Annotated in this window: 22 protein-coding genes; 14 read left to right on the top strand and 8 right to left on the bottom strand. The window is 73.1% G+C overall.

Annotated features, from left to right (window positions below; all coding sequences use genetic code 11):
• Window positions 1-7: 7 nt before the first annotated feature.
• The 4 genes from ABZY33_RS12870 (at window position 8) to ABZY33_RS12855 (ending at window position 3,736) form a co-directional block, all read left to right on the top strand.
• The gene (locus ABZY33_RS12870) at window positions 8-730 is read left to right on the top strand and encodes a class I SAM-dependent methyltransferase (protein WP_356491565.1); all 723 of its coding nucleotides are present in this window, start codon (window positions 8-10) and stop codon (window positions 728-730) included.
• On the top strand, window positions 727-2,301 hold the full coding sequence (locus ABZY33_RS12865; protein ID WP_356491564.1) for an NAD(P)/FAD-dependent oxidoreductase: 1,575 nt from the start codon (window positions 727-729) through the stop codon (window positions 2,299-2,301). Before ABZY33_RS12870 ends, ABZY33_RS12865 begins: the two co-directional genes overlap by 4 nt.
• Window positions 2,302-2,396: 95 nt before the next feature.
• Complete coding sequence (locus ABZY33_RS12860) at window positions 2,397-2,705, top strand: hypothetical protein (protein WP_356491563.1); 309 nt, start codon at window positions 2,397-2,399, stop codon at window positions 2,703-2,705.
• 110 nt (window positions 2,706-2,815) lie between these two features.
• Window positions 2,816-3,736: a LysR family transcriptional regulator gene (locus ABZY33_RS12855; RefSeq protein WP_356491562.1), complete on the top strand. Its 921-nt coding sequence runs from the start codon at window positions 2,816-2,818 to the stop codon at window positions 3,734-3,736.
• A 28-nt stretch (window positions 3,737-3,764) separates the two neighbouring features.
• Here ABZY33_RS12855 and ABZY33_RS12850 read toward each other — a convergent pair whose 3' ends face one another.
• From ABZY33_RS12850 to ABZY33_RS12840, 3 genes are all read right to left on the bottom strand, one after another.
• Window positions 3,765-4,709 (bottom strand): sensor histidine kinase, encoded by a 945-nt coding sequence (locus ABZY33_RS12850; protein ID WP_356491604.1) that lies wholly within the window; start codon window positions 4,707-4,709, stop codon window positions 3,765-3,767.
• 198 nt (window positions 4,710-4,907) lie between these two features.
• Entirely contained in the window at window positions 4,908-5,588 is a 681-nt protein-coding gene (locus ABZY33_RS12845; RefSeq protein WP_356491561.1) for a 3-oxoacid CoA-transferase subunit B, read from the bottom strand.
• Complete coding sequence (locus ABZY33_RS12840; RefSeq protein WP_356491560.1) at window positions 5,585-6,256, bottom strand: 3-oxoacid CoA-transferase subunit A; 672 nt, start codon at window positions 6,254-6,256, stop codon at window positions 5,585-5,587. Before ABZY33_RS12840 ends, ABZY33_RS12845 begins: the two co-directional genes overlap by 4 nt.
• 185 nt (window positions 6,257-6,441) lie before the next feature.
• Here ABZY33_RS12840 and ABZY33_RS12835 point away from each other — a divergent pair, with 185 nt between their 5' ends.
• The 6 genes from ABZY33_RS12835 to ppk2 all read left to right on the top strand — a co-directional run bounded on the left by ABZY33_RS12835 (window position 6,442) and on the right by ppk2 (window position 11,266).
• Window positions 6,442-7,329 (top strand): LysR family transcriptional regulator, encoded by an 888-nt coding sequence (locus ABZY33_RS12835; RefSeq protein WP_356491559.1) that lies wholly within the window; start codon window positions 6,442-6,444, stop codon window positions 7,327-7,329.
• A gap of 311 nt (window positions 7,330-7,640) precedes the next feature.
• Entirely contained in the window at window positions 7,641-7,940 is a 300-nt protein-coding gene (locus ABZY33_RS12830; RefSeq protein WP_356491558.1) for a hypothetical protein, read from the top strand.
• Window positions 7,941-8,082: 142 nt separating this feature from the next.
• Entirely contained in the window at window positions 8,083-8,652 is a 570-nt protein-coding gene (locus ABZY33_RS12825) for a DUF2243 domain-containing protein (protein WP_356491557.1), read from the top strand.
• Window positions 8,653-8,693: 41 nt separating this feature from the next.
• Window positions 8,694-9,524 (top strand): cytochrome c oxidase assembly protein, encoded by an 831-nt coding sequence (locus tag ABZY33_RS12820; protein WP_356491556.1) that lies wholly within the window; start codon window positions 8,694-8,696, stop codon window positions 9,522-9,524.
• A 113-nt stretch (window positions 9,525-9,637) separates the two neighbouring features.
• Complete coding sequence (locus tag ABZY33_RS12815; protein ID WP_356491555.1) at window positions 9,638-10,198, top strand: isochorismatase family cysteine hydrolase; 561 nt, start codon at window positions 9,638-9,640, stop codon at window positions 10,196-10,198.
• Between the two features lie 30 nt (window positions 10,199-10,228).
• Window positions 10,229-11,266, top strand: coding sequence for a polyphosphate kinase 2 (ppk2, locus tag ABZY33_RS12810; RefSeq protein ID WP_356491554.1), 1,038 nt, complete (start codon window positions 10,229-10,231; stop codon window positions 11,264-11,266).
• Here the strand turns inward: ppk2 and ABZY33_RS12805 are convergent.
• On the bottom strand, window positions 11,252-12,007 hold the full coding sequence (locus ABZY33_RS12805; RefSeq protein WP_356491553.1) for a helix-turn-helix transcriptional regulator: 756 nt from the start codon (window positions 12,005-12,007) through the stop codon (window positions 11,252-11,254). The genes ppk2 and ABZY33_RS12805 overlap by 15 nt on opposite strands.
• Window positions 12,008-12,110: 103 nt before the next feature.
• Between ABZY33_RS12805 and ABZY33_RS12800 the strand changes: the two genes are divergently transcribed.
• Window positions 12,111-12,896 (top strand): sulfite exporter TauE/SafE family protein, encoded by a 786-nt coding sequence (locus ABZY33_RS12800; protein ID WP_356491552.1) that lies wholly within the window; start codon window positions 12,111-12,113, stop codon window positions 12,894-12,896.
• 29 nt (window positions 12,897-12,925) lie between these two features.
• Here the strand turns inward: ABZY33_RS12800 and ABZY33_RS12795 are convergent, their stop codons facing one another.
• Window positions 12,926-13,201: a DUF3253 domain-containing protein gene (locus tag ABZY33_RS12795; RefSeq protein ID WP_356491551.1), complete on the bottom strand. Its 276-nt coding sequence runs from the start codon at window positions 13,199-13,201 to the stop codon at window positions 12,926-12,928.
• Window positions 13,202-13,364: 163 nt separating this feature from the next.
• On the opposite strand from ABZY33_RS12795, the gene ABZY33_RS12790 reads away from it, so the two are divergent.
• Both ABZY33_RS12790 and ABZY33_RS12785 read left to right on the top strand, forming a co-directional pair.
• Window positions 13,365-14,423 carry a vWA domain-containing protein gene (locus ABZY33_RS12790; protein ID WP_356491550.1) on the top strand — a complete coding sequence of 353 codons (1,059 nt, stop codon included), beginning with the start codon at window positions 13,365-13,367 and terminating at the stop codon, window positions 14,421-14,423.
• Between the two features lie 129 nt (window positions 14,424-14,552).
• Window positions 14,553-15,233 carry a DUF5701 family protein gene (locus tag ABZY33_RS12785; RefSeq protein WP_356491549.1) on the top strand — a complete coding sequence of 227 codons (681 nt, stop codon included), beginning with the start codon at window positions 14,553-14,555 and terminating at the stop codon, window positions 15,231-15,233.
• Between the two features lie 8 nt (window positions 15,234-15,241).
• Here ABZY33_RS12785 and ABZY33_RS12780 read toward each other — a convergent pair whose 3' ends face one another.
• On the bottom strand, window positions 15,242-16,213 hold the full coding sequence (locus ABZY33_RS12780; RefSeq protein WP_356491548.1) for a TIGR03557 family F420-dependent LLM class oxidoreductase: 972 nt from the start codon (window positions 16,211-16,213) through the stop codon (window positions 15,242-15,244).
• Window positions 16,214-16,482: 269 nt separating this feature from the next.
• Here ABZY33_RS12780 and ABZY33_RS12775 point away from each other — a divergent pair, with 269 nt between their 5' ends.
• Entirely contained in the window at window positions 16,483-17,538 is a 1,056-nt protein-coding gene (locus ABZY33_RS12775; protein ID WP_356491547.1) for a hypothetical protein, read from the top strand.
• A gap of 28 nt (window positions 17,539-17,566) precedes the next feature.
• Here ABZY33_RS12775 and ABZY33_RS12770 read toward each other — a convergent pair whose 3' ends face one another.
• Entirely contained in the window at window positions 17,567-18,064 is a 498-nt protein-coding gene (locus tag ABZY33_RS12770; protein WP_356491546.1) for an N-acetyltransferase, read from the bottom strand.
• A gap of 212 nt (window positions 18,065-18,276) precedes the next feature.
• Window positions 18,277-19,281 (bottom strand): LacI family DNA-binding transcriptional regulator, encoded by a 1,005-nt coding sequence (locus tag ABZY33_RS12765; RefSeq protein WP_356491545.1) that lies wholly within the window; start codon window positions 19,279-19,281, stop codon window positions 18,277-18,279.
• Window positions 19,282-19,449 lie beyond the last annotated feature (168 nt).

Genomic DNA, 19,449 nt, shown 5'->3' with positions numbered 1-19,449 from the left:
GAGAACCATGCCGACCCTGCGCGACGCCCCACTCGCCCGTGCCTTCGACCACGCCGCGCGCAGCTATGACGCCCTCGTGCGGACCAACCCCGGCTATCACGCCCATTTGCGCCGCTCGGCGCGGCGCCTGGGTCTGCGCGGCGGCGGCCGGGGGCTGCGCGTGCTCGACCTGGGATGCGGCACCGGGGCTTCGACCGCGGCGCTCCTGTCCGCGGTCCCGCAGGCGCAGGTCACCGCCGTGGACGCGTCGGCCGGGATGCTGGAGCGGGCCGCGGCGAAAGACTGGGCGGGCGACGTCACCTTCGTGCACTCCCCGGCGGAGCGGCTGGCCGACGCGGGGGTCACCGGTCCCTTCGACGCCGTCTTCGCGGCCTACCTGTTCCGCAACACGGCCGACCCGGACCTGATCCTGTCCGCCGTGCGCGGGGTGCTCGCGCCGGGCGGCCGACTGGCCGTGCACGACTACACGCTGAGCGGGAAACACCGCCACCGTGCCCTGTGGTCGGCGGTCTGCGCGGGGCTGCTGCCCGTCACCACCGCGCTGGGGGACGGCGCGCTCTACCAGCATCTGTGGCGCAGCGTCATCGAGTTCGACACCGCGGACCGGTTCGCGGGCCGGATGGCGGACGCGGGGTTCACGGGGGTGCGCGTCCTGCCGCTGCCCGGCTGGCAGACCGGCATCACCCACACCGTCGTCGGCCACGTACCGGACGAGGAGCTTCGCGGATGAGGCGCCGATACCGGCTGCCGCCCGGCGCGGCGGACCGCCGGGCCGTCCGCCTGCCGGCCACCCCCGGGGCCGCGCGAGCGACCGGCACGCCGCCGTCGGCCGCCGTCGTCGGCGGGGGGATCGCCGGCCTCTCCGCCGCCGTCGCGCTGGCCGAACGCGGCGTGCGCGTCACCCTCTTCGAGCGCGAGGCCACCCTCGGCGGACGGCTCGCCGGGTGGAGCACCCGGCTCGCCGACGGTTCGACCGCCACCATGAGCCGCGGTTTCCACGCCTTCTTCCGCCAGTACTACAACCTGCGGGCGCTGCTGCGCCGGACCGATCCGCACCTGGAGCGGCTGACGCGGTTGCCCGACTATCCGCTGTGGCACGCCGACGGGATGCGGGACAGTTTCCGGCACGTGCCGCGGACCCCGCCGTGGAGCGCCCTGGGCTTCGCCCTGACCAGCCCCAGCTTCACCCTCGGCGACCTGCCCCGGATGAACGCCCGCGCGGCCCTGCCCCTCATGGACGTACGCGTCCCGGAGGTCTACGAGCGGCTGGACGCGTGCAGCGCGCACGACTTGCTGTCCGCGATCCGCTTCCCGGCCGCCGCGCACCATCTGGCGTTCGAGGTGTTCTCGCGCAGCTTCTTCGCCGACCCGCGCCGGCTCTCGGCGGCCGAGATGGCGCTGATGTTCCACATCTACTTCCTGGGCTCGGCCGAAGGGCTTCTCTTCGATGTGCCCAACGACCCTTTCCCCACGGCCCTGTGGGACCCCCTGCGCGACTACTTGGAGACCCTGGATGTCGACATCCGGGTGTCCGAGCCGGTCGACCGGGTCACCGCCGCGCCGGGCGGCGGCTTCAGCCTGAGCACCGGGACCCGCACCCGCGACGTCGACGCGTGCGTCCTCGCTCTCGACACCGGCGGCCTGCGGCAGTTGGCCGTGAGCAGCCCCGGCCTCGCCGACGACGGCTGGTACGCGCGCGTCGCGGGGCTGCGGACCGCGCCCGCCTTCCTCGTCTCCCGGCTGTGGCTGGACCGCCCGGTCGCCACCGACCGCGCGGGCTTCCTCGGGACGAGCGGTTACGGCAGCCTCGACAACGTCAGCGTGCTGGAGCGGTGGGAGCACGAGGCCCACACCTGGTCGCGCCGCACGGGCGGCTCCGTGGTCGAACTGCACGCCTACGCGGTCGCCGACACCCCGGCCACCGCCGACAAGGAGGCCGAACAGCGGCGCCTGGTCGAGCAGTTGCACCGCCTGTACCCGGAGACCCGCGCGGCACGCGTCGTCGACGCCCGGCACGAGTGGCGCCAGGACTGCCCGCTGTTCGCCGTCGACGGATACGCCGACCGTCCCACCGTGCGCACGTCCCATCCCGCGCTCATGGTCGCCGGCGACCTGGTCCGCACGGATCTTCCGGTGGCGCTGATGGAACGGGCCGCGACCAGCGGCATGCTCGCGGCCAACGCCCTGCTGGAGCGGTGGCGGTTGCGCGGCCACGAGCTGTGGACGGTACCCGCACGCGGCCGGACCGCCGCGCTGCGCGCGGCCGCGCGGTGGGGGACGGAGCGGGTCCCGTCCCGGTGAGGACGGACGCCCTGTCCTGGCCGCTTCCGCCGGCAGCCGGGGGAACCCCGGCTACGGTGGAGGCAGCGCAGGGTCAACTCAGGGAGGACACGCACATGTTGATCGCAGCCGAGAAGGGCGACATCAGCACGCTGATCGGCGGCATCGCCCCTGACTGGGGCCCGTTCGGCGCGCTCGGCACCGAAGCGAAGACGATGATCCAGGTCGTCATGGCCGTCGCGATCCTGCTCTGCCTGGCGATCGCGATCTGGGGCGCCGCCAAGCAGCGCGTCGGCGCCACGGCGCTGCGCGACACCTTCAGCGCGGAGCAGGGCAAGGGCCTCATCATCGCGGGCCTCACCGGCGTGTTCATCATCGGCTCCCTCGGCACGCTCTTCACGATCGTCTACGGCATGGCGGTCTGACCGCGCCGGCCGGTCTCCTCCGCGGCCCCGGGAATCCGCGCAGGTGTGACGGGGTTACCGCTGTACCGCGATCAGCCGCGGGCCACCGCACAGAGGAGAGACGGCCGTCGATGAGCCTGCGCCAGTTCGAGTACGCCCTGGCCGTCGCCGAAGCCGGTTCGGTGACCGCGGCGGCGGAGTTGCTGCGCGTCGCCCAGCCCTCGATGTCCCAGCAGATACGCGGCCTGGAGCGGGAGCTCGGCGTCGCGCTGTTCGCCCGTACGCCGACCGGGCTCGTCCCCACCGCGGTCGGCCGTGACTTCCTGCGGGAGGCGCAGGTCGCCGTGCGGGCCGCGGAGCGCGCGCGGGCGACGGCCCGGGCGGGTGCGGGCGAGCTGACGGGCGAGCTGGTCGTGGCCGTGCAGATGGGCTTCGGCACCCGGCAGTTCCCGGGCGCCCTGAGCGCGTTGCGCCGGCGCTGTCCCCGCCTGGAGGTCACCGTTCTCGAACAGTCCAGCTCCGCGGAGCTGGAGCGGCTCTCCCGCCGCGGCGCGCTCGGCCTGGCCCTGATGGCGGCGTGCGAGCGGTCCCCCGCCGACGCCCACCGCCTCGGCGAGGAGGAGTTCGTCGTGGTGCTCGGCGCGGACCATCCGCTGCTCGCCGCCGACCGGGTCGACCTGGCGGATCTCGCGGGCGAGCCGTGGGTGCGGTTCGACCGCGAGAGCGCCCTCGACGGCGTACTGCTGGCGGCGGTGGGGGCGAGCGGGCCGACGCCGGCCACGGCCGCCCGCGTCTCCCGGATCGCGACGGCGGTGCGCTGGGCCGCGGACGGGCTGGGCGTCACGCTCGTCCCGGCCTCCACGGTGCCGCCCGGGTACGAGCACCTCGCCCGCCCGGTCCGCCCGGCCGTCTCCCAGCCCGTCATCGCGGTGCTCCCGGCCGACGCGGACCCGGCGGCGGCCCTGCTGGACCTGCTGCGCCTGGAGACCTGGTCCGGGGCGGTGCCGGCCGCTCCCCGCCCCGATCCGGTCCGTCAGGCCCGCCACGGGTGAAGCGCCGCCGCGGCCCGCCCGAACCGAGTCAGCGGCGGAAGTAGACGTGCGTCGTCGTGCCCCGCTCCGGATCGCTGTGCGTCCGTACGAGATCGGCCACCACGTTCACCAGCAGCAGCCCGCGTCCGCCGTGCTGTCCCCGGGGCGGCAGATGGCGTCCCGCGAGCGGATCGCCGACGACACCGGCGTCCCGGACCTCGCAGACGACGTGCTGGTCCTCGGCCCAGATCCGCAGCGCCCCCTGGCCGCCCCCGTGGACCACGCTGTTCGTCGTCAGCTCGGCGACGGCCAGCTCCAGGTCGTCCAGGCGCGGCGCGCCCAGACCGAACGCGGCGGCGCGACAGGTCGCCTCGTGGCGGACGTCCGTCAGGGTCGTCGCCCGGTAGACCGTCGCCACCGCGCCGGGCGGTGCGCTCAAGGGCAGGTTGTACCGGGCGGCGAGCGCCTCGGGGGCGTAGGCCGCGCTGGCGGCGCGGGTGCCCGCGTCGATGACCGTGGGGTGGGCGGCGCGGGCGTCGGCGAGCACCGACTCGTCCAGCCGGGTCGCGTCGTACGGACACAGGACCGTCGCCTCACGGCCTTGGAACGCCCTGTTGACCAGGGCCTCGTGCTGGACGCAGGCAGGGTACTCGGCGGCCGTGCGGCCTGCCCAGACGGGTTCGCTGACGATGCGCACCCGGCGCCCGGGGTGGCCGTCGGCGAAGGCACGCAGCACGCGGGGGATGATCCGTCCGGGGTTGCGCCCCGCCCGCTCCATGTCGAGGAGCTGGACGTCCGCGGCCTGTCCGCCCAGCGCGGCCCGGACGAGGGCGAGGCTGCCGCCGGGCACGGCCACCGCCACCGGCTCACCGGCGGCCAGTGCGTCCTGGACGAACGGCACGGTACCCGCCAGGTACTCCTGCTCGTCCCGGTAGAACAGCGCCGGGTGGGCGAAGGGCTGGGGTGCGGGTACGCCGCTCGGGTGCGTGGGCAGGCTGATGTGCTCGGTCACCTTCGGTACGGGGCCACTCGTCAGCGGCCGGAACTCCAGCTCGGCCGCGCAGGTCCCGCCACCGGCCGACGCCACCTCCGCCTGCGGTTCGGTCACCACACGCCCCCGCTCTCCCGCGACCCCAGGACTGTACCCCGGGTCACGGCCGCGGAACATCCGGGCGCCTGCCCCGGGCCGGCCTCACGCCCCGGCGAAGGTCAGCGGGGTCTCCAGGCGGGCCGCGAGTTCCGCCGGGGTGATGCCGAAGGTCTCGGTGACGGTGACGCCCTGCCCGGTGAGGTCGAAGACGGCGAAGTCCGTGTAGACGCGGTCGACGCAGGCGAGTCCGGTGAGCGGGTAGCCGCACTCGGGCACCAGCTTGGGCGCGCCGTCCTTGGCGAAGAGCGTCATCATCACGAAGACCCGCTTCGCCCCGATCGCCAGGTCCATGGCGCCGCCGACGGCGGGGACGGCGTCCGGTGCGCCCGTGTGCCAGTTGGCGAGGTCACCGGCGGCGGAGACCTGGAACGCGCCGAGGACGCAGAGATCGAGGTGGCCGCCGCGCATCATGGCGAAGGAGTCCGCGTGGTGGAAGTACGCGGCTCCCGGCAGCTCCGTGACGGGGACCTTGCCCGCGTTGGTCAGGTCGGGGTCGAGCTCGTCCTCATGGGCGGCGGGTCCCATGTTGAGCATGCCGTTCTCGGTGTGGAGCACGACCGCGGAGCCGGCGCCGAGATGGTCGGCGACGAGGGTCGGCTGTCCGATGCCCAGGTTGACGAAGGCGCCGTGGGGGATGTCGCGCGCGATGAGGGCGGCGATCTCGTGCTTGCCGAGCGGCCCCCGTCCGCCGTTCGACGCGTTCGTCCCGCTCGTCGGGTTCATGCGCGCCCCGCCTCCTGCACCACTCGGTCGACAAAGATGCTCGGGGTCACGACGGTCTCCGGGTCGATCGCGCCGGTCGCGACGATCTCGCGGACCTGGGCGATCACGGTGGTGGCCGCGGTGGCCATGACGGGCCCGAAGTTGCGGGCGGTCTTGCGGTAGACGAGGTTGCCCATGCGGTCGGCGCGGTGCGCGCCGATCAGGGCGACGTCGCCCTTGATGGGGTACTCGAGGACATGGGTGCGTCCGTCGATGACGCGGGTCTCCTTGCCCTCGGCGAGCAGGGTGCCGGCGCCGGTGGGGCAGTAGAAGGCGCCGATCCCGGCCCCGGCCGCCCGCATGCGCTCGGCGAGGGTGCCCTGCGGGACGACCTCCAGCTCGATGCGGCCCGCCCGGTACAGGCCGTCGAACACCCACGAGTCCGCCTGGCGCGGGAAGGAGCAGATCACCTTGCGGACCCGGCCCTTCGCCAGCAGCGCGGCCAGCCCGGTGTCCCCGTTGCCCGCGTTGTTGGAGACGACGGTGAGGTCGCCGGCGCCCCGGCGGATGAGGGCGTCGATCAGTTCGACCGGCATCCCGGCCATGCCGAAGCCGCCGATCAGTACGGTGGCGCCGTCCTCGACCCCGGCCACGGCCTCGTCGGCGTCGGCACACACCCGGGCGGTCATCGGGTGCCTCCGGTCAGGTTCGCCGGCGCGAGAGCGCTCGAGAACCGTCCGAAGGGCGTGCGTGCTGCTGCGTACACGTAACTGTCGGTCACGTGCTCACCCTAGGAGCGTCCGGTTCATCACGTCCAAGACCTGGTCGGCATGGATTGATAAGCCGGATGCATAAATGCTTCTAGGGTGGCGCCATGGAACTCCGTCAGCTCCGGTCCTTCCTCGTGCTCGTCGAGGAGTGCCACTTCGGCCGTGCGGCGGCCCGCCTGCACGTGGCCCAGCCGGCCCTGTCCCAGCAGATCAAGCAGTTGGAGCGGGAGCTGGGACTGCCGCTGTTCCACCGCTCCACCCGCCGGGTGGAACCGACCGAGGCAGGCCTGCAGCTCACCGACTACGCGCGCGCCCTCGTCACCGAGGAGGAGCGCGCCCGGGTGCACCTGCGGGAGCTGGCCACCGGACACGCGGGACGCGTCCGCGTGGGGTTCATCGGCACCGCGACCTACGACGTGCTGCCCCAGGTCGCGCGGACGGTACGGGCGGAGCTGCCGGCGGTCACCATGGACCTGCGCGGCGAACTCCTCACCCCGGAACTCGTCGAGGGCCTGCTCTGCGGCAGCTACGACCTGGCGGTCCTGCGCGGCTCGGTCGCCGACAGCCGGTTGCACGTCACCCGGCTGCGGTCCGAGCCCCTGGTGGCCGTGGTGCCCAGCCACCACCCGCTGGCCGGGCGCCCGTCGCTGCCGCTGCGCGCGCTGGCCGGCGAGCCCTTCGTCATCCATCCGTCCCAGGCCCGTTCCTCCATGTACGAGCGGGTGCTGTCCGCGTGCGCACGGGCCGGGTTCCACCCGGACCGGCTGACCGAGGTCGGTGAGACGGCGACGCTCGTCGTCTTCGTGGCGGCCGGGCACGGAGTGGCCCTGGTCCCGCGCTCCGTGCGCAGCCTGAGCCTGGACGGGGTGACCTATGTGCCGCTGGAGGAGCCGGAGACCGTCGACCTGCTGCTGGCCCGCCGGGCGCACCGCAACTCCCCCGCCGCGGAGCAGGTCGCCTCGGTCATCGAACGGTGCGCCGGGACGGGGTGACGCCGGGCGCGCCTGTGCCCGTGACAACGCAGCAAACGTGAAGGGGCTCAACGCCGCACACGGGGGGATGCGGCGTTGAGCCTGGGGCAACCCTAGCCGCACCCACCCGCGCCCCCGCTCCGACTTCCCTGCCGACGGCGCGAAATGGTCGCCCGCGAGAACCCGCCCGCGCCCGCCGGGCCAGGGTGGCGGCGGTTGCGGCCGCACAACCACCGCCTGGAGCAAATCGACTCTGGCGCACACGATGACGGAAAACAGCCCGCCCGGGTGAACGCGTGGTGATCCGGTGATCGCTGGGTACACGGGCCGGCATGACAGCTACCAATGAGCTTCCGGAGCGTTCGTCGGCCGCCGTGCGCGGGCTGCGCCGCGTGCGCGGCTTCTACGCGGGAGGGGCGCTCCTGTGGGCGGCGTCGGCCGCCTGGACCGGGTGGCTGAACCCGGGCAGCAGGCAGATGTGGGTGTCCCTGCTCCTGCTCACGGTGTTCGGCGCCCTGCTGGCCACCACGTCCCTGTGGCTCGGCAAGGCGACCCGTTCGCGCCCGGTGGTCCGGCGGGCGCGCACGGCGACGCTCCGGCCCGCCGGGGCCGCGCGCCACGTCAGGGCCTGACCGCGCGCCGTCCGCGCCCCTTGCTCCCGGGTGCGATTCGGCCGAAAGGACGCCCGTTCGTGAGAGCCGGGCCAGGACGGGAAGGCCGTACTCGTCCGGGCACCACACCACCGGCGGACCGACAGATCGGACGGGACAGACGATGGCCGGCACCGACCAGACGCGAGCGGGCACGGCGCCCAGCAGCATCCGCCTTCCGGGGATCGTGCTGGGGGTGGGGCTCGGCGGGTTCGTCGACGGCATCCTGCTGCACCAGCTGCTCCAGTGGCACCATATGCTCACCAGCACCGACAGCGACCGGATCGGGGTGAAGTACTACCCCGCGAACACCGTCTCGGGCCTGCGGATGAACACCGTGTGGGACGGCGTCTTCCACGCCGTCTGCTGGGTCGCGGTCATCCTGGGCCTCGGCCTGCTGTACTCCCGCGTCACCCACCACCGCCGCCGGGTCTGGACCTCCCGGGTGCTGTGGGGCTGGATCCTGGCGGGCTGGGGCCTGTTCAACCTCGTGGAAGGGCTCCTGGACCACCAGATCCTCGGCATCCACCACGTCCACGGCGGCCCGCACCGCATCTGGTGGGACCTGGCCTTCCTGTTCCTCGGCGTCCTGCTGATGGCCGGCGGGTACCTGCTCCAGCGCACCGGCCGTCCCTTCGACCCCGACGCCCCCGGCCCGTCCGAGGCGGCCGCGCGGACCGGCCGGCCCGCCTGATGGTCGCCGCCCCGCTGACGGGCTCTGCCCCGCACCACCCCATGCACGAGCAGGGCGCCGGCGGAGCCCCGTGGGGGACGCTGCTCCCCGCGGCCGTCGTGCTCGCTCTCGCCGTCGGCTACCTCCTCCTCGCACGCCGGGCCCGGCGCCGCAACCCCGTCCAGGGCTGGAGCCGTCCGCGGGCCCTCTGCTTCCTCGCCGGGTGCGCGCTGCTGGCCGTCGCCCTGCTGCCGCCGCTGGCCCGCTTCGCGCACGAGGACTTCCGCGGGCACATGGCCCAGCACCTGCTGATCGGCATGTACGCGCCACTGGCCCTGGTCCTCGGCGCGCCGGTCAGCCTGCTGCTGCGCACCCTGCCCGCCGCCCGGGCCCGCGCGCTCACCGGCGTCCTGCACAGCCGCCCGGCCCGGTTGCTCGCGCATCCGGTCACCGCCCTGGTCCTGGCCACCGGGACGTTGCCGCTGCTGTACTTCACCCCGCTGTACGACGCGACGATGGACCGGCCCGCCCTGCACTGGCTGATGCACGCTCACTTCCTGCTCTCCGGCTCCCTGTTCGCCTGGGCCGTCGCCGGACCCGACCCCGCTCCGGCCCGGCCCGGTGTGCCCGCCCGGCTCGTCGTGCTGGGGGTGGCGGTCGCCGCACACGCCTCGATCTCGCAGCTGCTCTACGGCGGTTTCCTCCTCGGCGTGCACGCACCGGCGGCACAGGTGCGGGGCGGCGCCGAGCTGATGTACTACGGCGGCGACATCGCCGAACTCCTCCTCGCCGCGGCCCTCGTCGCGACCTGGCGGCCCGAGCGCAGGCGTCTGGCCGGGCCGCAACCGCGGCGGGCGCCGGGCCGGATCGCCGACACCGCGCAACTGCCGTAGGGCGAGCGCCGGTCCGCGGCCGCGGGAGGCCGCCGGGCGCCGGCGCCACGTAGAATTCCGGCGTCCGAGCCGACCGCGGCCCACCCGTCGCCCCACCGTGTTCTGGAGCCGAGATGAGCAGCGCCCTGCTGGTGATGGACGTCCAACAGGCCATCGTGGACGCCGTGGACGACGGCTCCGGGTACCTGCCCCGGCTGCGCCGGGCCATCGACGCCGCCCGGGCGGCCGAGATCCCGGTGATCTACGTGGTCATCGCGCTGCGCCCCGGTTTTCCCGAGGTCGGCACGCGCAACAAGCCGCTCGCCGCGATCGCCCGGGAGGGCCTCTACGTGGAGGGGGCGCCCGGCACCGGCATCCATCCCGCGGTCGCGCCCCGGCCCGGCGACGTGGTGGTCACCAAGCGCCGGGCGAGCGCGTTCTCCGGCAGCGATCTCGATGTCGTACTGCGCGCTCGCGGCATCGACAGCCTCGTCCTCACCGGCATCGCCACCAGTGCCGTGGTGCTGTCCACCGTGTGCCAGGCCAACGACCTGGACCTCGGCCTGACGGTCCTCGCGGACGCCTGCCTGGACCCCGACCCGGTCGTGCACCGGGTCCTCGTGGAGCGCCTGTTCCCGCAGTGGGCGGAGGTCGTCGGCGTCGACGACTGGGTCAGCGGCCTCGGAGCCGGCTGACCCTTTCTTTTGTGGCGGCTATGACGGGGTATGACCTGCAGTGCAGCTGACCGCACCCGCATCGCCGTACTTGAGGAGACCACGTTGAGCGGCAAGGACGAGGAGAAGACGCTTCTCGACGGGCTGTGGGTCGACGACTCCCAGCCGGAGCGCCCGGTCCTGCTCGACGAGGAGGGCGGCCCCCTGCGCACGTGGCAGGAGAACTACCCCTACACCAAGAAGCTCGGCCGCAAGGAGTACGAGCGCGGCAAGCGTCTTTTGCAGATCGAACTGCTCAAGTTGCAGAAGACGGTCCGCGACCGGGGACAGCGCGTCGTGATCCTCTGCGAGGGGCGCGACGCGGCGGGCAAGGGCGGCACCATCAAACGCTTCACGGAGCGGCTCAACCCGCGTGGCGCGCGCGTGGTCGCGCTGGACAAGCCCTCCGAGCGGGAGGCGGGCCAGTGGTACTTCCAGCGCTACGTGGCGCACCTGCCGAGCGCCGGTGAGATCGTCTTCTTCGACCGCTCCTGGTACAACCGCGCCGGGGTCGAGCCGGTGATGGGTTTCTGCACGCCCCGGCAGCACCAGCAGTTCCTGGAGCAGGCGCCGCTGTTCGAGCAGATGCTCACCGACGACGGCATCGTCCTGATCAAGTTCTGGTTCTCCGTCTCCCGCGCCGAACAGCGCACGCGGTTCGCCATCCGCCAGGTCGACCCCGTCCGTCAGTGGAAGCTCTCACCGACCGATGTCGCCTCGCTGGACCTGTGGGACGCCTACACGCGCGCGAAGGTGGAGATGTTCCGGGCGACGGACACCGGCCACGCCCCGTGGACCGTGGTGAAGACGAACGACAAGCGCCGCGGCCGGCTGGAGGCCATGCGCCACCTCCTGCTGCGGTTCGACTACGAGTCCCGGGACGAGGCCGCGGTGGGCAAGGCCGACCCGCTCGTCATCGGCCCCGCCGACACTCTCTTGGAGACCGGCGAGGACCCGACGGACCTGTCGCCCAGCCGCCTCGCCGACTACCACGAGGGCCCCGGGCAGCACCCCCGGCCGGCCGGTCCGGCCGCCTCACCTGAAGTGTGACGGGGGTGAGCCGAAGGCCCGGGAGAAGGCGGCAGTGAACGCGGCGGGCGAGGCGTAGCCGAGGCGGGCGGCGACCGCGGTCACGCTCTCGGTGGCCAGCAGCGGCAGGCTCGCCAGCAGCCGCGCCCGCGCCCGCCAGGTCGCGGGGCCGGTCCCGGTCAGCGCGCGGAAGCGGCGGTCGAAGGTGCGGGTGCTCATCGCCGCCGCGCGCGCCCAGTCCGTGTTCGTCAGCGTGGCGTCGGGCGCGGCCAGGTAGGCGCGGCACAGCGCGCGGAACGGCTCGTCGCGGGGCAGTGAGACGGCGAAGGGCACGGGCGTCATCCGGCGCAGTTCGTGCAGGGCGAGGCGGACGAGGGCGCCGTCGCGGCCCGCCGTGTCGTAGTGCGCGTCGAGGTCGTCGGCCGCGCGCAGCAGCTCGCGCAGCAGGGGGCCGACCTCGATGACCGTGCAGGTGGCGGGCCACCACGGCACGGCGTCCGGTTCGATGTAGAGGCTCCAGGTGGAGACGCCGAGCATGCGGACCTCGTGCGGCACGGTCGGCGGGATGAGGACGCCGCGGTCGGCGGGGACGGTCCACGAGCCCTCGTCGGTCTCCACCCGCATCACCCCGCTCGCCCCGTAGAGGAACTGCGCCCGGCGGTGCGCGTGCCGCACGAGCTGGAAGTCCGCCGGATAGTCGACGCCGACGGGCAGCACGTCCACGGGCAGGCGGTCGAGGTCGTCGATGGAGGCGTTGCGCATCCGGGCAGTGTAGGTGACTGTGGCTGAGACGCGAAGGTTTTCGGCAGACCATCGATTGCTGGTCAGCTGGTCGGCACGGTGCAATCGTCGGGTGTCCGTACTCGTGTCTGTTCTCGTCCTCCTCCTCGTCGGTCTGCTCGTCGGGGTGACCACCGTCCTCTTCGGCTTCGGCGGTGGTTTCGTGACCGTCCCCGTGATCACCGTGGCGGATGCCGCGCTCGGCGGTGACGCGGTGCGCGTCGCCACCGCGACCTCCGCCCTGGTGATGCTGGTCAACGCGGTGGTGGCCACGCTCGCCACCCGGCGCGAGGTGCTGGCGCGCCTGCGGGGCCGCGCCGCGCTGTTCGCCTCGCTCGCGGCGGGCGGGGGGCTCGGCGCGGCCGCCGCCCGGTTCACGCCGGGCGCGGCGCTCCGCTGGGGGTTCGTGCTCTACGTCGCGGTGACCGTCGTCGATCTGCTCGCGCGGCCGGGTTTCCTCAGGCGGCCCGCTTCCCGGACCGGGCACGCGCGAGGGGTGCCGACGGCGCTCGGCCTGCCCATCGGCGGTGTCGCGTCCTTCCTCGGTGTGGGCGGCAGCGTGATGACGGTCCCGCTGATGCGCCGCGCGGGCGCCTCGATGCCCGTCGCCGCCATGCTGGCGAACCCGCTCACCCTCGTCATCGTCGCCCCCGCCCTGCTGGTCTCCCTGCTGCTGCGCGGGCACGCGCCCGCCGCCGCGGGGCTGGTCGGCTCGGTGGATGTGGTGTCCGCGCTCGCGCTGCTCGCGGGGTCGGTGCCGCTGGTGGTACTGGTACGCAGGCGCCCGCCGCGCATCCCCGATGCGCTGCACGCCTGGACTTATGTGGCTCTGCTGCTCGCAGCGGGGGTGACGGTCGCCGTCACGGGTTAGGCCGGGGCCGGCCCGCGGGTGCCCGGGTCTCAGCGGGGCCGGCGGATCCGGATCGGGCCGCGGACCCCGGCCGTCGTGACGGGGTGGCCGCCCTGGGTGATCTCCACCTCGCCGGCCGTGGCGAGGCGCCGGGCGGCGCGGCGGGCGGGCTCCATCAGCTCGCGCCAGCCGTCGTCCTCACCCTCGTACACCTCGCGCGCGGCGTCGGACGGGCAGATCGACGAGGTGGGAGCACGGCGGTCCAGCAAGGCACCGATCGCCCGCTCCAGGCGCTGTTCGATCTGCCGTTCGCTGTCGTCCGTCACCGTTCCAGTCTCCCACCGACGGCGACGGCCACCACCGGGCGTCCCGAGGGAGTGGCTGAGTGACCGCACGGTCGTCGGAGCGAACGGCGGCTCCCGGCCCATTGTCAGTGCCTCCCCCTAGGGTGAATACATCACTCGGGAAGCTTCGGAGGGGGAGCGAATCGTGTCCGCAAACAGGATTCAGCACAAGGTGAATCACGTCGCGCTGGTGGTGGACTGTTCGGGTTCCATGCGGCCGCACCAGAATCAACTGGTGCGGGTGGTGGACGAGTTCGTCGCGGGTCTGAAGGCCGAATCCGACAGCCTGGGCCACGAGACCCGGATCAGCCTCTACTCCTTCGACCACCGGGTGGAGAACCTGGTGTGGGACATGGACGTGAAGCACCTGCCGTCCATGCGGGGGCTGTATCAGGTGAACAATGGCGCGACGGCTCTCATCGAGGCCTCGGTGAAATCCCTGGACGACCTGGGACACATCTGGGAGGAGTACGGCGAGCACAGCTTCCTCCAGATCGTGGTGACGGACGGCGAGGAGAACGCGTCGGGGGGCGACCGCCGGCACGACGGGGACATGGCCGTCCTCGGGCCGTGGCTGGAGCGGATCACGACGCGGATGGGCGGCCTGCCCGGCCACTGGACCTCCGCGATCCTGGTGCCGAACTCCCTGGCCAAGCGGACCGCGCAGAACTACGGCTTCCCGGCGGGGAACATCGCGATCTGGGACGCGGACTCCCAGAAGGGCGTCGAAGAGGCCATCGGCACGGTGCGCGCGGCCGCCACCAGCTTCCTGCGCGGGCGCGAGCAGGGCGTGCGCGGCACCAAGAACCTGTTCGCGGTCGGCCAGGACATATCGGTCGACGAGGTGCGGGCCAGCCTCGAACCCATTCCGGCGGACAGGTACCGCCTCCTGAAGGTCGACAAGGAGATCGAGATTCGGCCTTTTGTGAACTCGCACCCGGGCGTGACCTACGAACGCGGCGCCTGCTATTACCAATTGGGAGCCCGCGCCCAGGTCCAGCCGAACAAAGAAGTCATCGTGGTCGAGAAGGACACCGACCGCGCTTATACGGGTGACGCCGCACGCAATCTCCTCTTCGGCACGGGAATTCAGGGAACGGTCTCGGTGAAGGCGGGCAACAATCCCCGGCTGGAGGTCTACGTGCAGAGCCGTTCGGTGAATCGGAAGCTCAAACCGCATACGCGGCTGCTCATCATGTTCTGACGCGCATAACATCTGGACGCTCATAGCGTTCTGACGCTCATCCAGATCTGCACCGGGGCCGACTCGGGAACCTTGGCGCGGTCCGCTTCGTTCACGGACCCGACCACCAGTCGGCCCTGGGGAGAGAACGTGCCCGACTCCACACCCACCACCCCGGACACCCGTCCCACGCTGCCTTCCCTGCGCGCGCAGGCCGACCGGCTGATCGAGCTGGGGGTGCACGAGATCGCGGGACTGCCCGCGACCGACCTGCGTACCTTCGCCGAGAACGCCGGGCCGACCGTGAACACCGCGGACGGCGCCGGCGCCCTGCTCACCGTCCATCCGCGGCACGCCCCCGCCTCTGCTCTCGCCCCGCTGCTCCGCCGCGACGACAAGCCCGGCTTCGTCGTCACCGACATGCCGGACGTCGATCTCTTCGCGCCGCTGGACGGGATCGAGCTGCCCGACGCACCGTTCTACCTGCTGACCGGGGTCGACCGCGGCGACCGGATGGCCAACTGGAGCCCGGACGAGGCGCTTCCCGCACTCACCGCGACGGGCCGCACCCCGTTGCTGCTCAGCGAGGGCGTCCACTGGGTGCTGCAACAACCCGCCGCCCTCGAACGCAACCACTGCTTCATGACCATCGGCTCCCGGCTCCGCAAGGCCGGGGGCGCGCTGGACGCCCGTACCCCGGCCCTGTGGATCAGCAACGGCACAGGGCGGGACGGCCGCGAGCGGCGGAACGCCCCCAAGCTCGGCTGGTGCTGGGCGGGCAACCGGCACACCTGGCTGGGCTTCGCCTCCGCCACCGGCCGTCGCGGCTGACGCGGGGGCTACGCGGAGGGGCGCAGTGCGCGCAGGCGCTGGTCCAGTTCCCGTTGGTAGAAGTCGATGAATCCGTCGGGGTCGGGGCCGGCATTCTGCATCACCAGCCGGTCGAAGCCCGCGTCCACGAAGGGCTGCGCGACCTCGACGAAGCGCGCGGGGTCGGACCCGCACGCGAACTGGCCGAGGATGTCCTCCGTGCGGACGGTGGTCGTGGCCGCCTCGAAGTTGGCCGGGTTGGGCAGTTCGCTCATCACCTTCCAGCCGGTCACCGCCCACCGGGAGGTCTTCAGCGCCGCCTGCGCGGCCGTCTCCTCGTCGGGGGCCCACGCCATGGGGACCTCGGCGTAGCGGGGCCCGTTCCCGCCGGCCGCACGGTAGGCGGAGACGATCTCGCTCTCCGCGTCGGTCGCGAAGAGGCCGTCGCCCAGCTCCGCCGCGATCCGGGCGGCGAGCGGGCCGCCGGCCGCGACGGCGATGACCGGTGGCTCCTGCGGCAGGTCGAAGACCCGGGCATCGTCCAGCTTCAAGTACCGGCCGTGGTACGAGTGGTAGCCGCCGCTCCAGAGCAGCCGGATGATCTCCAGCGCCTCTCGCATCCTGGCGTGGCGCTCCGGTACGGAGTTGGGGAACCCTTCGCCGGTGACGTGCTCGTTGAGCCGCTCGCCCGATCCCACGCCGAGCGTGAAGCGGCCGTCCGAGAGCAGGGCCAGCGTGGCGGCCGCCTGCGCGATGATCGCGGGGTGGTAGCGGACGGTCGGGCAGGTCACGCCGGTCGCCAGTCCGATGCGGTCGGTCTTCGCGGCGATCGTCCCGAACACGGTCCAGGCGAAGGGTGAGTGTCCCTGCACGTCCAGCCAGGGGTGGTAGTGGTCGCTCATCTCCACGAAGTCGAACCCGGCCTGTTCGGCGAGCACGGCCTGACGCACCAGTTCGGCGGGGCCGAACGCCTCCGCGGCCAGCTTGTAACCGATCTGCACCGTTCCCTCTTTCCCGTCGACGCCCTCGGCCACTGCCAGAGGTCCCGCACATGCTGGTCAGGGCGGGTCGGGGCAGGACGCTGCCACGCCGTCAGGTGCCACCGCGTCACCAGGATGGGCCTTGGAGGGATGTCACGCGGGCGGAATCGGGCCGCGCCTGACGGATACGCGTACGTTTCGCGCCTCCGCCCCGCGGCAAGGCACCCCCTGCACGCTGATCACCCGAGTGTCGCGGGCGCGCGGCGAAGCAGCGGCGGACAGGAGGCGTGATGCGGACGGACGGCCACGGCGACAGCCACGGCGGAAGCGGCAGCCACAGCGACGGTACGGACGCGGTCCCGGGGAGCGTGCGCCGCCGCGCCTTCTTCGCCGCCGGGGCCGCGGGCGCCGCCACCCTCGCGGCCGGCTGCGGTGCCTCCGGCGCCGAGGGCGGCGGCGCCGCCGGTCCGCAGCCCGCGGCCCGCACCTCGCCCGCCTCCTCGGCCCGCGCCTCGCGCTCCCCCTCCCCCAGGGCCACCCGCCGCCGTCCGGAGCTGCCTCGCGGCGGACGCCGGCTCTTTCCCGAGCACCGGCTCGTCGGCTTCTGCGGGCTGCCCGGGGCCGCCGCTCTCGGCCGGCTCGGTACCGGCGATCTCGACGACCGCATCGCGGAGATCGAACGCCGGGGCCGCGCCTACGCGGACGGCCGCACCGTGCTGCCCGTGCTCGAACTGCTCGCCGCGGTCGCCAACTCCGGCGCCGGGTCCGACGGCACGTACCGCACCCGCGTCCCGGACCGGACGATCCGCACCTTCCACGAGGCGGCCCGCGCCCACAAGGCACTGCTCCTGCTGAACGTCCAGCCGGGCCGGGCCGCGGCCCTGGACGAGGTGAAGGCGCTGGAGAAGTGGCTCGTCCACCCGGACGTCGGCATCGCCCTGGACCCGGAGTGGGAGATGAGCGCGGGTCAGGTGCCGGGCGACAGCTACGGCCACACCAGCGGCGCCGAACTCACCCGCATCGCCGCCTATCTCGCCTCGCTCGTCGACGCACACGACCTCCCGGAGAAGGCATTCGTCTACCACCAGGTCGCCGCGTCGGTGGTCAGGGACGAACACCGGTTGAAGGTCCCGCAGGGGGTCGCCGTCGTGAAGAGCGCCGACGGGATCGGCTCGCCGCGGCTCAAGCGGGACACCTGGAAGCAGTTGGTCGACGCGATGCCGCCCCACCTGCACACCGGTTTCAAGCTCTTCTTCAAGGAGGACACCGAGGGCGGCGGCCGCCTGATGACACCGGACGAGGTCCTGGCGCTGACCCCGCGCCCCTCCTACGTCATGTACGAATGAGACCCGGACCGGCGCGGCCGAGGCGGGTTCAGGGGAGCGGCGGCAGCGCGAGCCACTCCTGCCAGCTGAGGTCACGGCCCACGTAACGCGGCTGCCGGAGCGGCCACTGCGCGGCGATCCAGTCGGGCACCAGCGCGTCGAGCGCACGCTCCGCCGGCGTGCCGAGGAGTTCGTCCACCACCCACCAGGAGATCTCGGCGTCGGCGCCGGCCCGCTCGGGCGGGTCGATGTAGACGCAGCCGAGCAGGACCGTCTCCTCCTCGTTCAGCAGGGCGTAGTTGAACGACTGGTGGGCGATGATCTCCTGCTCGTGGCGGCGGAGGTCGGCGCGGTCCGCTTCGTACGTCATCGTCTGCGCGGGCCAGCCCCAGGCCGGGCCGTAGATCGCGAACAGGCGCTCCCGGGAGCCCATCACGGCCGGGTAGTCGATCGCCGCGTCCGCCTCCCGGATGGGCCGCAGGTGGAACGGGGTGGCGGGCACCGGCACGTGGACAGGGTGGACGAAGTCGTCAGGCAACCAGCTCATGAGGGGCGAGAGTACAACGCGCCGGCAGGTGGCCGAGCGGGATTTCCGTCCTCGCGGGCGCCTCCGCCGCGGCGCGCGCACAGTGATCAGCGCCACATATGTGGAGGCTTCCGCACAGGATTGAGGGGCGCTTTCGGGGACACTCCCTTCGAGGATGCGCTGCGGGGGCGGTCATTATCACTGGGGAGTGTCAGACCGCCCCCGCGCCGTTCTCAGCCGGGGGGCGCCGTGGAACCGCGCGGGATCAGCGTCGGGGTCGGTACCGGTCGGGCCGCGAGGCGGTCCCCTGCCAGGACGCCGTAGAGAGCGCGGGCGACCTCGGCTCCGAAGGCGTGGATGTCGTGGCTCATCGCGGAGAGCGCCGGGTGCGTCAGCCGGCACAGCTGGGAATCGTCCCAGGCCAGCAGGGAGAGATCGGCGGGCACTCGCAGCCCCAGCTCGGCCGCGACGGACAGTCCGGCGACGGCCATCAGGTCGTTGTCGTAGACGATCGCCGTGGGCGGCCGCTCGGCGGTCAGCAGCGAGCGGGTGGCCCGGGCCCCCGCCGCTCCGGAGAAGTCCGTGTCCCGCTGCCGGTCCGCGTCCAGCCCCGCTTCCCGCATCGCCGCGCGGAACGCGGCGCGGCGGATCGTGCTGTGGCCGAGGTCGGGGGCGCCCCCGACCCGGGCGATGGCCCGGTGGCCGAGCGCGGCCAGGTAGCGCACGGCCGCCCTGACCGCGGCGGCGTCATCGGTCCACAGCGCGGGGAACGGCCCGGTCAGCGAGGGATGGGCGACCGCGACGGCCGGGAGCCCGATCCGGGCGAGCAGCGGGCCGCGTGGGTCGTAGGCGCGGAAATCGACCAGGACCGAGCCGGCGATCCGCCGGGTCCGCCACCAGTGGCGCTGCAGGTCGATCTCCTCGTCCAGGGTCCGCACCAGGCGCAGCAGAAGGGCGCCGGAGCGGGCCGAGACCTCGCTCTGCAACCCCGAGATGAACTCCATGTAGAAGGGTTCCAGGCCGAGTTGGTGGGCGGGCCTGCGGATGACGAACCCGATCGTGCCCGTCTCCGGGTGGCCCGGCGCCGGTTGCCACCCCAGCGCCCCGGCGGCCGCCAGGATCCGGGCCCGCGTCGGGGCGGAGATCCCCGGCTTGCCATGGACCGCAAGGGAGACGGCCGCCCGGGAGACCCCGGCACGTACCGCGACATCCTTGATGGTCACCTGATGGGGGCTCATGAGCCCGTCAGCGTAGACCGGTTGAGCGCACTGTCCACCGGCCCTGCACGGACGGATCCGCCATATTACTGGCCCTTTACTTAACTTGCTCACCTCCTGGACATCGTTGTCCGGGGTGTGCAGAGTGGCCCGCCAGCACGGTCCAGGCACCCCACCCCCTGACGGAAG

The organism is Streptomyces sp. NPDC006552 (genome assembly GCF_040611655.1).
Classification (GTDB): domain Bacteria; phylum Actinomycetota; class Actinomycetes; order Streptomycetales; family Streptomycetaceae; genus Streptomyces.
The sequence above is the reverse complement of the archived record's forward strand: the minus strand, read 5'-3'. Positions and strand labels throughout refer to the sequence as shown.

Coding starts and splice junctions, on each gene's coding strand:
- ppk2 (WP_356491554.1), top strand. CDS start 10,229: ATGACCTGCAGTGCAGCTGACCGCACCCGCATCGCCGTACTTGAGGAG.
- ABZY33_RS12840 (WP_356491560.1), bottom strand. CDS start 6,256: ATGACCGCCCGGGTGTGTGCCGACGCCGACGAGGCCGTGGCCGGGGTC.
- ABZY33_RS12820 (WP_356491556.1), top strand. CDS start 8,694: ATGCACGAGCAGGGCGCCGGCGGAGCCCCGTGGGGGACGCTGCTCCCC.
- ABZY33_RS12825 (WP_356491557.1), top strand. CDS start 8,083: ATGGCCGGCACCGACCAGACGCGAGCGGGCACGGCGCCCAGCAGCATC.
- ABZY33_RS12765 (WP_356491545.1), bottom strand. CDS start 19,281: ATGAGCCCCCATCAGGTGACCATCAAGGATGTCGCGGTACGTGCCGGG.
- ABZY33_RS12770 (WP_356491546.1), bottom strand. CDS start 18,064: ATGAGCTGGTTGCCTGACGACTTCGTCCACCCTGTCCACGTGCCGGTG.
- ABZY33_RS12775 (WP_356491547.1), top strand. CDS start 16,483: ATGCGGACGGACGGCCACGGCGACAGCCACGGCGGAAGCGGCAGCCAC.
- ABZY33_RS12845 (WP_356491561.1), bottom strand. CDS start 5,588: ATGAACCCGACGAGCGGGACGAACGCGTCGAACGGCGGACGGGGGCCG.
- ABZY33_RS12860 (WP_356491563.1), top strand. CDS start 2,397: ATGTTGATCGCAGCCGAGAAGGGCGACATCAGCACGCTGATCGGCGGC.
- ABZY33_RS12830 (WP_356491558.1), top strand. CDS start 7,641: ATGACAGCTACCAATGAGCTTCCGGAGCGTTCGTCGGCCGCCGTGCGC.
- ABZY33_RS12870 (WP_356491565.1), top strand. CDS start 8: ATGCCGACCCTGCGCGACGCCCCACTCGCCCGTGCCTTCGACCACGCC.
- ABZY33_RS12865 (WP_356491564.1), top strand. CDS start 727: ATGAGGCGCCGATACCGGCTGCCGCCCGGCGCGGCGGACCGCCGGGCC.
- ABZY33_RS12835 (WP_356491559.1), top strand. CDS start 6,442: ATGGAACTCCGTCAGCTCCGGTCCTTCCTCGTGCTCGTCGAGGAGTGC.
- ABZY33_RS12815 (WP_356491555.1), top strand. CDS start 9,638: ATGAGCAGCGCCCTGCTGGTGATGGACGTCCAACAGGCCATCGTGGAC.
- ABZY33_RS12855 (WP_356491562.1), top strand. CDS start 2,816: ATGAGCCTGCGCCAGTTCGAGTACGCCCTGGCCGTCGCCGAAGCCGGT.
- ABZY33_RS12805 (WP_356491553.1), bottom strand. CDS start 12,007: ATGCGCAACGCCTCCATCGACGACCTCGACCGCCTGCCCGTGGACGTG.